Source organism: Flavihumibacter sp. UBA7668 (assembly GCF_002483205.1).
GTDB lineage: Bacteria > Bacteroidota > Bacteroidia > Chitinophagales > Chitinophagaceae > Flavihumibacter.
Genome location: NZ_DLHM01000005.1, coordinates 331686 through 346114, shown reverse-complemented (window position 1 = coordinate 346114; position 14429 = coordinate 331686). Strand labels below are relative to the sequence as shown.

At 42.5% G+C, this 14429-nt stretch carries 15 protein-coding genes; 3 read left to right on the top strand and 12 right to left on the bottom strand.

Annotated elements, in window-relative coordinates; all coding sequences use genetic code 11:
* Window positions 1-50: 50 nt before the first annotated feature.
* Entirely contained in the window at window positions 51-2438 is a 2388-nt protein-coding gene (locus B2746_RS13600; protein WP_290794926.1) for a family 43 glycosylhydrolase, read from the top strand.
* Between the two features lie 85 nt (window positions 2439-2523).
* On the top strand, window positions 2524-3387 hold the full coding sequence (locus tag B2746_RS13595) for an SDR family oxidoreductase (protein ID WP_290794923.1): 864 nt from the start codon (window positions 2524-2526) through the stop codon (window positions 3385-3387).
* A gap of 2 nt (window positions 3388-3389) precedes the next feature.
* Here the strand turns inward: B2746_RS13595 and B2746_RS13590 are convergent, their stop codons facing one another.
* Window positions 3390-3587, bottom strand: a complete 198-nt coding sequence (locus B2746_RS13590; RefSeq protein ID WP_290794920.1) for a hypothetical protein — start codon at window positions 3585-3587, stop codon at window positions 3390-3392.
* Window positions 3588-3684: 97 nt separating this feature from the next.
* Between B2746_RS13590 and B2746_RS13585 the strand changes: the two genes are divergently transcribed.
* Window positions 3685-4152, top strand: coding sequence for a GNAT family N-acetyltransferase (locus tag B2746_RS13585; RefSeq protein WP_290794917.1), 468 nt, complete (start codon window positions 3685-3687; stop codon window positions 4150-4152).
* Here B2746_RS13585 and B2746_RS13580 read toward each other — a convergent pair.
* The 11 genes from B2746_RS13580 to B2746_RS13530 all read right to left on the bottom strand — a co-directional run bounded on the left by B2746_RS13580 (window position 4149) and on the right by B2746_RS13530 (window position 14421).
* A complete protein-coding gene (locus tag B2746_RS13580; protein ID WP_290794915.1) occupies window positions 4149-5270 on the bottom strand; it encodes an ABC transporter permease in 1122 nt (373 codons plus the stop codon). The genes B2746_RS13585 and B2746_RS13580 overlap by 4 nt on opposite strands.
* The gene (locus B2746_RS13575; RefSeq protein ID WP_290794913.1) at window positions 5267-6373 is read right to left on the bottom strand and encodes an ABC transporter permease; all 1107 of its coding nucleotides are present in this window, start codon (window positions 6371-6373) and stop codon (window positions 5267-5269) included. The genes B2746_RS13580 and B2746_RS13575 overlap by 4 nt, the downstream gene beginning before the upstream one ends.
* Before the next feature lie 18 nt (window positions 6374-6391).
* Window positions 6392-7135 carry an ABC transporter ATP-binding protein gene (locus B2746_RS13570; RefSeq protein ID WP_290794910.1) on the bottom strand — a complete coding sequence of 248 codons (744 nt, stop codon included), beginning with the start codon at window positions 7133-7135 and terminating at the stop codon, window positions 6392-6394.
* A gap of 4 nt (window positions 7136-7139) precedes the next feature.
* Entirely contained in the window at window positions 7140-8054 is a 915-nt protein-coding gene (locus tag B2746_RS13565; protein WP_290794908.1) for an ABC transporter ATP-binding protein, read from the bottom strand.
* A 4-nt stretch (window positions 8055-8058) separates the two neighbouring features.
* The gene (locus tag B2746_RS13560) at window positions 8059-9042 is read right to left on the bottom strand and encodes an HlyD family secretion protein (protein ID WP_290794905.1); all 984 of its coding nucleotides are present in this window, start codon (window positions 9040-9042) and stop codon (window positions 8059-8061) included.
* A gap of 15 nt (window positions 9043-9057) precedes the next feature.
* A complete protein-coding gene (locus tag B2746_RS13555) occupies window positions 9058-10248 on the bottom strand; it encodes a TolC family protein (RefSeq protein ID WP_290794902.1) in 1191 nt (396 codons plus the stop codon).
* A gap of 143 nt (window positions 10249-10391) precedes the next feature.
* Entirely contained in the window at window positions 10392-11030 is a 639-nt protein-coding gene (locus B2746_RS13550) for a TetR/AcrR family transcriptional regulator (RefSeq protein ID WP_290794899.1), read from the bottom strand.
* Window positions 11031-11140: 110 nt separating this feature from the next.
* Window positions 11141-11719 (bottom strand): MarC family protein, encoded by a 579-nt coding sequence (locus B2746_RS13545; RefSeq protein WP_290794897.1) that lies wholly within the window; start codon window positions 11717-11719, stop codon window positions 11141-11143.
* Between the two features lie 14 nt (window positions 11720-11733).
* The gene (cobC, locus tag B2746_RS13540) at window positions 11734-12336 is read right to left on the bottom strand and encodes an alpha-ribazole phosphatase (RefSeq protein ID WP_290794894.1); all 603 of its coding nucleotides are present in this window, start codon (window positions 12334-12336) and stop codon (window positions 11734-11736) included.
* Window positions 12337-12338: 2 nt separating this feature from the next.
* Window positions 12339-13151, bottom strand: a complete 813-nt coding sequence (locus tag B2746_RS13535) for an adenosylcobinamide-GDP ribazoletransferase (RefSeq protein WP_290794891.1) — start codon at window positions 13149-13151, stop codon at window positions 12339-12341.
* Between the two features lie 25 nt (window positions 13152-13176).
* Entirely contained in the window at window positions 13177-14421 is a 1245-nt protein-coding gene (locus tag B2746_RS13530; protein WP_290794889.1) for a lycopene cyclase family protein, read from the bottom strand.
* Between the last annotated feature and the right edge of the window lie 8 nt (window positions 14422-14429).

Here is a 14429-nt window from a genome sequence, read left to right as displayed (position 1 = left end):
TTGGAATAAGTTAGAATTTATCTTCATTGCTTTAAGAAAAGATTTCAACGATGCGATGTCATAAAATAATTGCCGCTTTCCTCCTGTTACTTGTTGTTACACAGACCAGGGCTAAATCAACCCAGCACCTATCCGATCAGGCTCCCAATATCATATTGATCCTTGCCGATGACCTGGGTATCGGAGATATCAGTTGTTATTATGGGAAATACAATACTCCCCATATTGACAGAATTGCCGCGGAAGGATTGCGCTTTACCAACTATTACAGCGCGTCCCCAATTTGCTCTCCATCAAGAGCCGGTATTCTTACCGGAATCCGTCCCGCTGAACTGCATTTCACTACTTTCCTGAATACAAGAGCGGATAATAAACGAAAAGAGCAGGTCGACTTTCTTGATCCGAATGCTCCTTCCATGGCTAAATTGCTGAAAGCAAAAGGGTATGCAACCGGACATTTCGGAAAATGGCACCTGGGTGGTGGTCGGGATGTAACCAATGCACCCAATTTTGACCAGTATGGTTTTGATGCCTGGTCTGGAACCTATGAAAGTCCGGATCCCGATCCCGCCATAACTGCAACCAATTGGATCTGGAGCGATAAAGACAGTGTAAAAAGATGGAATCGCACAGCCTATTTTGTGGATAAAACCCTGGCATTTTTAGGAGCAAATAAAAACAAACCCTGTTTTGTAAACCTCTGGACCGATGATGTGCATACACCCTGGGTGGCCGGCGATGATGAAACAGGCCGTTATCCGGGAAAGCCCGAAGAAGAAAAAAGTTTTGAATCCGTATTGAAAGAATTTGACCATCAGTTGGGGCGTTTGATGACCGGACTCAAAGAACTTGGAATCGATGAAAACACGATCGTTATTTTTACCAGTGATAATGGCCCACTGCCTAATTTTCGGCAGGATCGGTCTGCAGGGTTGAGAGGCACCAAACTCTCTCTTTATGAGGGCGGACTAAAAATGCCTTTTATAATCCGCTGGCCGGCAAAAATTAAAAAAGCCGGAGTGGATACCAGTTCTATTATTTCTGCACTAGATCTGCTTCCCTCCTTTTGCAAAATTGCGGGCGCTAAACTGGAAGGACCAGAGTCATTTGATGGAGAGGACAGAAGCGCGGTTTTATTGGGAAAACCATCCAAAAGAAAGAATACATTGATATGGGAATATGGTCGCAATAATGCATTCTTCAGTGTTCCGAAAGCACCAAATAAAAGTCCGGCTTTGGCATGCAGGGTGGACAACTGGAAATTACTCCTGAATGCAGATAAAACCAGTATCGAACTATATGACTTGCGTACGGATAAAAATGAATCCAACAACCTGGCAGTAAACTATCCGGAAATCGTAAACAGATTAAGTAAAGAAATTCTAAACTGGTGGACAGCCCTGCCCCCTTATGAAGAGAAACTGATTTCCAATAACCCCATCGATGTAAAATTTGGTGATCCGTATATTTTGCGTACCTCCTCCGGAAAATATTATATGTATGGAACAGGAGCCGGTGCAAAAAACGGATTTGTTGCCTATTCATCCGATGATCTGAAGGATTGGAAACGAGAAGGCCAGGTTTATTTCAGTGATAATAAAAATGGTTGGGGTATTCATTCTTTCTGGGCGCCGGAAGTATATGAACGGAATGGAAAGTTTTATCTGTTCTACAGTGCCCAATGGAAAGTAAATCCGACCAATGAGGAGGAGAATTTTAAAATAGGGGTGGCTGTTGCTGATCAGCCAACCGGGCCCTTTATCGACCTTACCAATCAGCCCATTTTTGATCCGGGTTATCCGATTATTGATGCCAATGTATTGTTCGCAGAAAACGGAAAAGTTTATCTGTATTATTCGAGGTGCTGTTACAAACATGCCGTTGATTCTGAAGTGGCAAGATGGGCACGTAAGAAGGGCTGGTTTAAGGAAATTGAGGAAAGCTGGGTATATGGTGTGGAAATCCAGCCTGATTTCACAGGCATTATCGGTGAGCCGGTTTTACTGCTGCGTCCGCCTGTAAAAATGAATGACCCGCAGGCTGCCTGGGAAAGTTTGTCTGTCACAAGTAAAGAAGTGAATCGCCGTTGGACAGAAGGGTCTTTTATTTTCAAGCGCGATGACACCTATTACATGATGTACTCAGCCAATTATTTCGGGGGCAAAAATTACGCAGTGGGTTATGCGACCTCCAACAATCCATTGGGACCATTTACCAAAGCAGCCAATAATCCGGTACTGCAAAAAAATACAGCATCAGGTGGCATTGTAACCGGAACAGGTCATAACAGTATCACGTATACGCCGGATGGGAAAACCATGCTCTGCGTATATCATGGCCGCACCAATAAAACCGGAGATGAGCGGGTAGTTTTCATTGACAAAATGGAGATTTCAAAAGAAGGGATACTCACCGTTCACGGACCAACAACACAATAACTTCACCGGTCGGGTGGCACCCGACCGGTGGCACCCGACCGGTGAAGGGGAATGGTATGATTTTTTAACACCGTCTTTAAAAAAGATGGCAAAGAAAAATCCAAAAAAGGTAGTGAATCCGCCGCAGCGGCAACGGCGTCCCGGACAGGAAGAAAAGATGTTGCCGATTCCGGAAACAGATCCCGTCAGTAAGGGTTCGGAAAAATTAAAAGGGAAAAATGTGCTGATAACCGGTGGCGATAGTGGAATCGGGAAAGCTGTGGCCAAATTATTTGCGAGTGAAGGGGCTAATATCTCCATCAGCTATCTGAATGAAACGCAAGACGCATCCGATACAAAAGCGGAAATACAGGCTTATGGCGTGAATTGCATACTGATCAGGGCTGACATAAGTAAGGAATCGAATTGTAAAAGAGTTGTACAAAAAACAGCCGACCAATTCGGCTCAATAGATGTCCTGATCAATAATATTGCCGTTCATTGGGAGCAAAAAGAATTTACAGATATAACTACAGATCAATTGATAAAAACCTTTGCAACCAATGTGTATTCCTATTTCTGGATAACCCGCTTCGCTTTGGAGTATATGAATAAAGGGGCCTGTATTATCAATAGCAGCTCCGTAACGGCCTATCGGGGCAGCGATGCATTGATTGACTATGCTGCAACAAAGGGGGCCATAATTGCCTTTACAAGAAGTCTGGCTGCGAATTTGGTGAAAAAAGGCATTCGCGTGAATGCAGTGGCACCCGGACCGGTATGGACTCCACTGATTGTTTCCTCCTTCAAAAAAGAAAAAGTGGCCGGATTTGGGAGTGATGTGCCCATGAAACGACCCGGACAGCCGAATGAAATCGCGCCCGCTTATCTTTTTCTTGCGCTGAAAGAAAACAGTTATATGACCGGACAGGTGTTACACCCCAATGGAGGGGAAATAGTGAATACCTAAATCTATTTTTGGCGATTGGTACTGTCGCTATACGGTTGCACATTAGGTGGAACCGGCGTATTACCCGGCGGGTAACTGGTTATGGAAGTGTCCTCGCGTGCTACCATTTGTTCGGATTTCACCAAATCCTCGTTTTCTTCAAATCGGTTGTTGCAGGCAAAAGCGCAACAAACCGCCAAAACAAAAATCAGCTGTTTCATGGTAATTTTTTTCCATTCACTTAAAAAAATCGTACCACTGCCATCGATTGGCTGCTGTTTTATGAAATTTCCTATTAATGTGCTATTTTTATAGACGATGGAAATAAACTATGAATTACATTCACATTTTGCCCCGGAAAAAATAAACCTTATTGCAGAATGGTATTTTAAAGAATGGAAAATCCCCAACGCAGCTACTGTAGAAAAAATAAGAACGCTGAACGAAAACGGCCGGGAATTTCAGGTATTACTTTCAATTGACACAAAACCTGTTGCAACGGGCGGAATTTACAATCAGGTGGGTTTACAGGCCAAACTACCCCGATTATCGATTTTTAAACATTGGATGGCACTGGTATACTGTGAACCCCAAAGCAGAGGGAGGGGCTATGCCAGCTTACTCTGCGAAAAAATTCAGGCCCATTCAAAAAGCCTGGGAATAACTGAACTCTTTCTTTTCACTCATACTGCAGAAAACTTATATAAACGGCTTGGATGGGAAGAAATGGAACGGATCGAATTAGAGAAAAAAAATATTGTAATAATGAAAAAAGAGTTGATTTAACTGGTCTTTTTATAATTGGCAATTGCCCATCCATTAAACAAGAGGCCAAATCCAAGCATGATCAAAAAATGGTACTTTATCTGTGAAAACCCGCTTCCTTTCAAAACTACCATTCTCATTACCTCAATAAAATGAGTAACCGGATTACAGTTTGCTATGAATCTGGCCCAGGCAGGCATACTGTCAACAGACGTAAACAATCCGCTCATCAACATAAAAATCATCATAAAGAAAAAGGCTACCGACATCGCCTGCTGCTGCGTTTGGGAATAAGTGGAAATCAGGAGACCTATACCTAAAATAGCTGCAAGAAAAAGTAAAAGAAATCCATATACCAGCCATAGACTGCCAATTGAATAAATCCCATAAACAAGACCGGCTACACCAAATAAACCCACACTAAAAATTACCAGCCCGATAACAGCAAAGGGAAGCAGTTTGGCTAAAATAAAATGATGCTTTTTAATGGGTGTTACATTAATTTGTTCAATCGTGCCGATTTCTTTTTCTTTTACAATATTTAAGGAGCACATATAAACACCTACCATCGTTACGAGCGTAACGAGAATACCCGGTACCATATAAAAAGAATAATCCAGCCAGGTATTAAACCAATTAAGTGAAGCAACCTCAATAACCGGACTCTTTTCTGCCATTTCATACGCTTTCCATTTTGTACTGATTTCTTTATTGAAATCAGCCAATAACAAACTCAGATAGTTACTCCCCATAATAGCTTTGGTTCCATTGATTGCATTTACGGCAATAAAGACCTTTTCTATTTTTTCCCGAACCAGATTTCTTTCAAAATTCTTTGGTATCTCCAGAACCAGATCAGCCGCATCTTTTTCCAGATACCTGAATGAGGCATCAAACGAGTTAGAATAATCCACCAGTTTAAAGTAATTGGAAAATTCGATTTTGGTTACCAGTTTTTTTGAATAATCTGACCGATCAAGATCAACAACTCCAACCTTGATATTTTTAACCTCATAATCAGCTGCCAGTGGCATTACCAGTAACTGAACAATAGGTGCAACAAATAAAAGAGGCAGCAGTGCTTTATTTCTTAAAATCTGTTTAAATTCTTTAACCAGGAGATATCGCATCGTATTCATGACAACCGAATTTTGAACTTTTTGAAACTGATAAAGAGAAGCGCCACTGTCATAGCAGCCAGAATCAGGGTTTCTTTCCAAATTGCAGAAAAACCAAGGCCTTTAATCATGATTGCTTTCACAATTATATAATACCATTTTGAGGGTACAAGATTAGCGATTACCTGAAGAGCAATTGGCATATTTTCAAGGGGAAACATAAATCCGGTAAAGAGCAGGGTTGGAATCAACATACCCATTAAGGATATGATCATCGCAGTTTGTTGCGAAGCGGTGCTGTTTGAAATGAGCAAACCCAATGACAAGGCCGCAAGTATCAACATGCTGCTGACACCAAATAAGAGGAATACACTCCCGTTAAAAGGCATATCCAGCAGACTTACACTGAGTAAAAGTATAACCGCCAGATTAACCAGTGAAAGCAGAAAATAAGGAACCGCTTTGGCAATGATTACCAAAAGGGGATTAATGGGTGATACCAGTAAAATTTCCATGGTCCCCAATTCTTTTTCACGTACTATGGAAACGGATGTCATCAGAACACAAACCAGCAACAACACAAGAGCAGTTACGCCGGGCACAAAATTTGTCGCACCCTTTAATTCCGGGTTGTAAATCATTCTCAGTTCCGGAATAATTTGAAAGGATTCAGGTTTAGCAAGCGCACGAGTCTGCTGGTAGTTCAATACAACTGAATGCACATAACTTGTAACTGTATTTGCCGTATTCGGATCAGATGCATCGGCTATAACCTGAATCTCTGCTTTACCCTGATGAATCAGCTCCTGCGAAAATCCGGGCGGAAAAAGAATGGCAAGTTTAATCTTTCCCTCTTTAAATCCAGCTTCAATTTCACCTGCATGGGTAAGAATTTTATCAATTTTGAAATGGTCGCCCTTCGATAACAATTCGGTTAATTGAGTTGAAATCGGATCTTTCGCATAATCGCAGATAACAATCCGGGTGTTTTTTATTTCATTAGTGAGCGCAAATCCAAATAATACTATCAATACAACAGGCAGTCCAAATAACATGAGCAATGTTTTTGTATCCCTGAAAACATGATAAAACTCTTTTCGAACAAACGTACTAAACTGTTTCATTGCACAAATTTTTTAAGTCTAATCAGCTTTTCTTTGAGCACCTCGGGCCAGTTCGAAGAAAACCTCGTCCATGGAAGGGACATTAAATTGTTTTTTAAGATTTGCCGGACTATCAAGTGCCTTTATAAATCCATCTACCATCATGGAAATTCGGTTACAATATTCAGCTTCATCCATATAATGTGTAGTAACAAATACGGTAATGCCACGGTCTGCCGCATCATAAATCAAATCCCAGAATTGTCTTCTTGTTACAGGATCCACTCCACCGGTTGGCTCATCAAGAAATACAATTTTTGGTTCATGAAGAATCGCGACGGAAAAAGCCAGCTTCTGTTTCCAGCCCAGGGGTAGCGCTCCTACCAATTTTGCAGCTTCCGGTTGTAAACCCAGCTGTTCAATTAGCTTTGCTGATTTCTCTTTCAAAGCTTTTCTGTTAAGGCCGTATATTCCACCAAAGAATTCGATGTTTTCTATAACAGTCAAATCTTCATACAAAGAAAATTTCTGACTCATATAACCAATGGACTTTTTTATTGCTTCCCTTTGCGTATACACATCAAATCCGGCTACGGTAGCAGATCCTGAACTAGGGATCGAGAGCCCGCATAACATTTTCATCGCAGTTGTTTTACCGGCTCCGTTCGCTCCCAGAAATCCGAATATTTCTCCTTTATACACTTCCATCGAGATTTGATTGGTTGCTATGAAATCACCAAATTTCTTTGTAAGCTTATCTGTTTTGATGACAATGTCCTGCATATACTTAATTCATCAGGTTAATAAAACAATCTTCAATAGTTGGAGCTGTTTTGAATAGTTCCAGATTTGAATGACCCGCTTTTTTAAGGTAATTAATCAACGCAGATTCAGTGTCTGCAGCAATTTCCTTAAAACTGATATGATGATATTCGCCAAATGAATTACAGGTTTTAACTTCAGGATTATTTCTAAGCTCCTTTAATAACCAACTCATTTGATCTGATTTAATGGCAAATAATTGATCGGGATAGGACCGGATTATATTGGCGGGCGTATCGATGGATAAAATTTTCCCTTCCTGCAGCAATGCGATCCGCTCGCAAAGTGTAGCTTCGTCCATATAGGGTGTAGAAACCAGAATGGTAATCCCCTGCTCTTTCAATCGTTTCAGCATTTCCCAGAACTCTTTTCTTGAAACCGTATCCACTCCGGTAGTAGGTTCGTCAAGGAACAAGACCAAAGGGCGATGAATCAACGCACAACAGAGCGCCAGTTTTTGTTTCATACCCCCTGATAAATTACCGGCGCGCCTTTTCTTAAACGGTTCAATTTGAATATAGATATCCTTTACCAACGCGTAGTTCTCTTCAACCGTTGTATTAAAAAGAGTGGCAAAAAAATGCAGATTTTCTTCAACCGTTAAATCCTGGTAGAGGGAGAATTTCCCTGGCATATAACCTACCCGCTCCCGGATGAATTTATAGTCTTTTACGATATCAAAACCATTTACAGAAGCAGTTCCGCCATCTGGCAGCAGCAGGGTGGTCAGCATCCTGAAAATGCTTGTTTTGCCGGCTCCATCCGGACCAATTAATCCAAACAATTCTCCCTTCTTCACATCAAAGCTGATTGTATCCACTGCTGTTACCGGTGGTTTGCCGTAGGTTTTGCGGAGACCTCTTACCTGTACATCCATCATGGGATTAAAATTTTATTTCACCGTACATGCCGATTTTATAACTGCCGTCATTTCTGACTTTAACCTTGATGGCATATACAAGATTGGCTCTTTCGTCTTTGGTCTGAATGGTTTTGGGAGTAAACTCTGCTTTGGGGCTAATCCAGGTGATAGTACCCGTTGTTTCATTGAATGCTCCATTTCCATCATCGGTAAATACTTTTACAGCCTGATTTAGTTTTACAAGCGGAAGCTGATTACCACTTATATACGTTCTTAACGTTATGGTGGACAAATCTGCCAGCTTGTAAAGCGGTTTTCCAATGGAAGCATATTCACCCGCCATGGCATATTTTGTGAGCACAGTACCGGGATAAAGATTTATTATTTGCCCCTTTTTGATCTGGTCTTCAATTAATTCGGTTCGTTTTTTACCGGGCACTACTTCACTCAAAATGCCCCTGTTCTGAATACTTACCGATGCTACTGCCGAGCGAATCTGTTGCCGTAAAACCTGCTCCTGTTCTTTTGCTACTGTTATTTGTTTTTGAAGGACAGCTTCCTGTCCATTCAGATCATCCAATTGTTTTTTGGTTGCCGCATCAGCCGCTACCAGTTTTTCAGTTCTGGCTACTTCTTTTTGGAGCACTTCCAGTTGCTGGTATATGGCCTGAATTTGTGCCTGCTGTGCTGCAATCTGTGATTGAAGAACGTCCACCTGAGGACGGGCATCTGCCATTTTTTCCCGAATTGCGTAAACCGATGCCTGAGCCTGTTCCTTTTGTATCGCTAATCCACTTACATCAATTTGCCCGATGATGGAATTGCTGTCCAGCAACTGGCCTTCCTCAATAGATAATTCCAAAATTTTCCCCGATTGCTCTGCACTGATTATTATTTCATCCGCTTCAAAAGATCCGGTTGCATCAAAATCAGATAAACTGGAACCGCAGGAATAAATTAAAAAGGGAAAATAAATAAGCAACAGAAGCTTGAGATATTGTTTCATGATTTTGTTTTTAAATTATTGATTGCCGGAGATTGTTAAATAATTGTGTTGTGCTAACAGAAGTTGTACCTGATGTAATAACAACTGCTGTCTGGCAAGGTCTTCTTCGTTTATATAGCTTATATAATCTTTGATGGTGATAACTCCATTCTCTACCTGTGCTTTTGCGCTTGTTTTGATTTTTTTCCGCAGGCCTACTATAGCTTCATCCTCTTTTATCAGCTGAACATATTTTTCCAATTCCTTCTCCTGTTGAGAGAGGCTGATCCGTGTATTGAGCAGAAAACTTTCTTTTTGCAGATCTATTTTCTGCAGGGAAATTTCAACCAGTTTTTTCTCTTTTTTAGCAGTATATAATCCGGTGAAATTCCAGTTCATCCGAAGTCCGGTTATATAAAAAGAACGGAATTCATTATTCAGCATATTCAATCCCGGACGACCATATCCACCCTGAAAGAATGCCCCAATTTTTGGAATATTCCGGTTATTGATAAGGCGGGTCTGAATTGACAGCGTTCTTTTTTGTGCTTCGAAAAAATTTATTTCCGGTCTTCTGACTGTTGAATCCAATTCTTTGCGTTCAGGCAGCTGAAGTCTAGTTGCAGTATCCATTTTCTGCCCGGTAAAGAGGGATAACATATCCAGATAAGCGTTTTTTGCTGCCTTTAATTCGATGGTGCGTTGTGCGGCTTTTATAAGCTCCGCTTCCAGTTCAGCTCCATTGGATTGCAATGCCGTTCCGTTTTCGATTGCGGCCATGGTTTTATCCAATGCTGCCTGTAAATCTGATTTTAAAACTTCGTTTTGTTGCAATTGGCGTTCCAGAAGAAGAACCCCGAAATAAAGTTGATTGATTCGTTCATTTAATTTATACAGCTCAACAGCTGTTTGTTTTTTCTCTGTTTCAGCCTGGGACTTTATCTGTTCTCGTTGTTGTTTGATGGTTCCAAAATCGGAAAGGGTCTGGTAGATTTCTCCGGTTACCCGGTATTGATCTTTACTAAGCAGGCTCAGGCTGGCTGCGGGCAGTTTTATTTCTGTAACCTCCGATTGATAGGTAGCCTGACCATTGAAACTTACCTGAGGCAAATATGCTTTCGAAGCATTGCTGATTGAATATTGTTTTGCCTGTTCAATCAGACTCATTTGCTTTACCAGCGGATAATTATTTCTTGCCTGAATGTAACAATCTTCAATACGCAGCATTGTTTGGCCGGAAACACTGTTTGTGTAAAGGCTAATAAGGAAAATTGGAATACAGAACCAATGTCCTTTGTTTTTTGTTGTTTTTTTATGCATAAATTTATCCATTTGAATTAACCATTTGGTTAAAGTGATGGCAAAAAAAATTACGTTGCCTTCAGTATCATTTTTACCCAGATGGGGATTAATTTTTTTCTTTCCTGCATCAGGCTTGTAAATTCTGTATCTGACAAATCGACGAGGCCCTTAATCATGGGACTTGCAATAAAAGGGAATACCGTTAATCCCAAAACATTCATAAGGAAATGAACGGGTGGTAGTTTTTGAATCTTGCCTTCTTTCACGGCTTGTTGATACTGTTTAATGAAAACGGATTTCATAACAATTTCTTTTGCTCCAACCTGGTTCATTAAATCTTTTGCTCCCTTTTTCATTTCGGTCATAATAAAAAGCGGGATATCGGGATGGGCCGTCAGCAGGTTGATATAATAATTGGCAACTTCTTCCACTTTTTTCTCCAGGCTGGTTTCAGGATTATTGAAAACAACGGAAAGCGAACTGAAAAACTGCTTCACTGTGTTCAGCATGATGATCTGAAAGAGTTTTTCCTTACTCCTGAAATAATAATTCAGAAGGGCATGGTTGATTCCAGCTGCTTCAGCGATATCCCGGGTACGGGTGGCGGCAAACCCCTTTTCCAAAAAAACAGTACGTGCTGCGGCCATTATTTTCTCCTCTGTGGAAGGATCCGGCACAGCCGTCATTTTCAGTTCTTTTTTTGCCATCTGCTCCAATTTCACCACAAAAATAAATGGTTTTATTTTAATTGACCAAATATTTTAACCATTTGGTTAATTCTTCATTCTACCCGACCGGTGGCACCGGTCGGGTGGAGTTACTTTATCAGCCCGCTGACGTTGGTGGTGAAAATTTTCACGGCGATGGCAAGCAGGATAACACCGAAGAATTTACGAATGGCGAGGAGTCCGGCCGGACCAATCAGCCGTTCGATATAGTTAAGTGATTTCAGAACAAAATAAACCACAATCAGGTTGAGTAAAATGCCGAGTGCCACGGTCCAAACCGGATAGTTGGCCTGCAGAGAGATAATCGTGGTAAGGGTTCCGGAGCCCGCAATAAGGGGAAATGCAATCGGTACCAGGGTACCTGATTTGGGATCGCCTTCGCTTTTGAAAAACTCAACTCCCAAAACCATTTCCAGTCCAAGTATAAAAATCAGGATCGAACCGCCCACAGCGAAGGAGCCTACATCCACGCCAAGTATTCCGAGGAAACGCTCTCCCACAAATAAAAACAGCAACATCAGCGCGCCGGAAATAAGGGAAGCCTGGAATTCCCGGATCTCACCCATTTTGGTTTTGAGCGAAATCAGCAGGGGGATGGAACCCAGGATATCGATCACGGCAAAAAGTGTAAAACTGACCGTAAGGAGTTCATCTATATTGATTGCCATAAAATGAAGTTGAGTTATGTTTTGGGGCGATGCTGTTCTTTTTCCTGTTCAATATTAAGCAAGATTTCGTGATTGCCCGTATCGGCTTTCACGCGGGCCACACAGCCATAAAAAAGCGGGAAACGCTGGAAAGAATCGCGCATGGGAGTACCAGTAAGGTGCGATAAGATACTGCGGATCACGCCCCCATGAGCCACTATGGCGATGGGCTTCGCATTTTCCAATACGCTGCTTCTGATTTGTTCAAACCGCTGCGTTGTTCTTGTATAGAGATCTTCATAACTCTCGCCGCCGGGTATGCGAACCTGCACGAAATTATCCATCCAGGGTTGCACTTCTTCTTTTGGGATGGTATCCCAATGACGCAGCTCCCATTCACCGCAATTGATCTCCATGAGATCGTTATGAAATTCAATCGGTGATTCAAATAAATGTTCAGCCAGTTTACGGCATCGCTGAAGCGGGCTTGAATAAACGCGATGAATTTTTGCCGGAATTACTGCACGAATAATTGCCGCTTCTTCATAAAAACTTTCCACGATATCGAGGTCGGCCTGTCCATAACAGATTCCTTTTTCTATAGCCGGACGGGTATGGCGGATCAGATAAATTTCCATTTTTAGATTATATAACGCCAAAGTATAAGTGCAGTCAGATAAAATATAATTTCTGTGACCTGTTGCACGGCACCGAGGCAATCGCCGGTGTAACCGCCGATCCATTTTTTAAAATAGCCGGCCATTTGTGTGCGTACGAGATACATCGGCAGCAGGCAGAGCAGGTACCAGGGGGATAGCAGCAGGATCGGCAAAATTGCCAGCCCAATGCAAAGCAGTAATTCTCCTGTCGACAACTTTGATTTTGACAGCGGTTTTGATTTGCTTTGATCTTCATCGCGCACGTACTCAAATTGTTGAATTACGGTAACGGCCATGAGACGGCTGGTAGCATGCGCACCCAGCATTAACAGGATAAAATCACGGTAATTTACCAGCGGGTTTAAGCCGGCGGTGATGGAAGGGGGATTAAATCCCGGCAATTCTTTCAGTATAAGGAATTTGGTGGCGAGTAGGCCAATCAGTCCGATGGTTCCGTAGGTACCGAGCCGGCTGTCTTTCATGATGGCGAGGATCTTTTCTTTGGTCCAGCCGCCACCGAATGCGTCGCAGGTATCGGCCCAGCCATCTTCGTGAAATGCGCCGGTGATCCAGATGGTAGTGAGCATGTACCCGAGGATGGCGAGGTCGGCACTCAGGTATTTGTTGAGCAGCAGGTAAGGCAGGAGACCGATTGCCGCCACAATGGAGCCCACCAGTGGAAAATAAACTGAGGATTTTTCCAGGTACTCGGGCTTGTAATGAAAATCAACCGGTACACGGATCCTCGTCAAAAACTGCACCGCCGCCAAAAAATAAAAATAATGTTTCCGCACCGGCCAAAACTACGGTTTCTTTCCTTCACCCGCCGGGTCTCACCGGTCGGGTGGCACCCGACCGGTGAGACCCGGCGGGTGAAGGAAAGAGTTGGCGGCGGGCGGCGCGCCAGAAGGGGCCTACGGGAAGACTGCTGATCAGGAGGAGTTCTTCCAGCAGGAAACTATTGTTATCGAGGAAGCGGAAAATCCGTTTCGCCGAATTGCGTTTAAACAATTTGGTGAAGATTTCCGCACCACCCAATTCCTTGTGCACCAGCACATCAAGCAATACTGAATCATAAAACATAAACCGTCCTTCATGCGACAGATCAATCGGCCGCGGATGACCATGGTTCAGCATGGAATAAAGAATCGCATCACTGTTCTTCTGAATAAACTGAAAGGTATATCCGCTGGAAGGCTTGGTTTGTCCGCCGGTGGTGCCAATATTCACAATCGCCCCATCCCCCCGTGAAAACACCTGATTTGTCATGGGTATTACGCCATATTCCTGCTCTTTTATGGAGTATTGTTCAAGCTTCAGATAATCCCGGATATAGGCTTTCAATCCCTCCTCATACTCTTCCTCCTTCAACAGCGATTCATTAAAAAGCGTGTATTCAACCAGGGCTGTCCGGTTTGTTAAAGGCATGGTATAAACGAAGGAGGCTCCGTGCTGCTGGCTGATCCGAAAATCCATCAGGGTACAGGCCGCAGGATCAAAGAAATCCTGTTCAGTTTCAATCAGCCATCCTTTGAAATGCTGCAGCAGCATATGTTTTCCCGGAGCCGGTGCCGGCTTATCAAAAGGAATGGAATTAAATAAATATTTTTTCGCGTAATAGGTTTCCTGGTTTTCGATCACCAGGCGGGCACCGTTTTTAAGGGATTCAATTTTTTCCACCGGTTCAAAAAGCAATTGCACATTGGGTTGCTTTTTCAAAAAATCCAGGCAGAAGGTATAAAAATCAATCCCCCTGATCATCTTATATCGATAGGGTTTGATGCGGTATTTTTTTGAAAAACCCGGACCATGAAACCAGAGCTGGTTCCAGGATTTATGTACCAGTTTTTCGAATAAACCATCCTCATTTTCCCAGAAGCACCAGGTACGGTCGTTTTTTTCCTTGCGGTCTTTATCCACTACAAGAAAGGTTGAATCTTTAAAGCGGCCGGAAAGAATCATTCGTATCAGGAGGCTCATGGTTGCAGCACCGGCTCCTGCGAATACATAATCGTATTCATACGAATAATGATAGGGCTTGTATTGATACAGGTGGGTAGACATATAAGTGA

Coding starts and splice junctions, on each gene's coding strand:
- cobC (WP_290794894.1), bottom strand. CDS start 12,336: ATGGAAATTTATCTGATCCGCCATACCCGTCCGGCTATAGAAAAAGGA.
- B2746_RS13555 (WP_290794902.1), bottom strand. CDS start 10,248: ATGCTGCGTATTGAAGATTGTTACATTCAGGCAAGAAATAATTATCCG.
- B2746_RS13585 (WP_290794917.1), top strand. CDS start 3,685: ATGGAAATAAACTATGAATTACATTCACATTTTGCCCCGGAAAAAATA.
- B2746_RS13550 (WP_290794899.1), bottom strand. CDS start 11,030: ATGGCAAAAAAAGAACTGAAAATGACGGCTGTGCCGGATCCTTCCACA.
- B2746_RS13560 (WP_290794905.1), bottom strand. CDS start 9,042: ATGAAACAATATCTCAAGCTTCTGTTGCTTATTTATTTTCCCTTTTTA.
- B2746_RS13575 (WP_290794913.1), bottom strand. CDS start 6,373: ATGAAACAGTTTAGTACGTTTGTTCGAAAAGAGTTTTATCATGTTTTC.
- B2746_RS13570 (WP_290794910.1), bottom strand. CDS start 7,135: ATGCAGGACATTGTCATCAAAACAGATAAGCTTACAAAGAAATTTGGT.
- B2746_RS13590 (WP_290794920.1), bottom strand. CDS start 3,587: ATGAAACAGCTGATTTTTGTTTTGGCGGTTTGTTGCGCTTTTGCCTGC.
- B2746_RS13545 (WP_290794897.1), bottom strand. CDS start 11,719: ATGGCAATCAATATAGATGAACTCCTTACGGTCAGTTTTACACTTTTT.
- B2746_RS13565 (WP_290794908.1), bottom strand. CDS start 8,054: ATGATGGATGTACAGGTAAGAGGTCTCCGCAAAACCTACGGCAAACCA.
- B2746_RS13595 (WP_290794923.1), top strand. CDS start 2,524: ATGGCAAAGAAAAATCCAAAAAAGGTAGTGAATCCGCCGCAGCGGCAA.
- B2746_RS13580 (WP_290794915.1), bottom strand. CDS start 5,270: ATGAATACGATGCGATATCTCCTGGTTAAAGAATTTAAACAGATTTTA.
- B2746_RS13600 (WP_290794926.1), top strand. CDS start 51: ATGCGATGTCATAAAATAATTGCCGCTTTCCTCCTGTTACTTGTTGTT.
- B2746_RS13530 (WP_290794889.1), bottom strand. CDS start 14,421: ATGTCTACCCACCTGTATCAATACAAGCCCTATCATTATTCGTATGAA.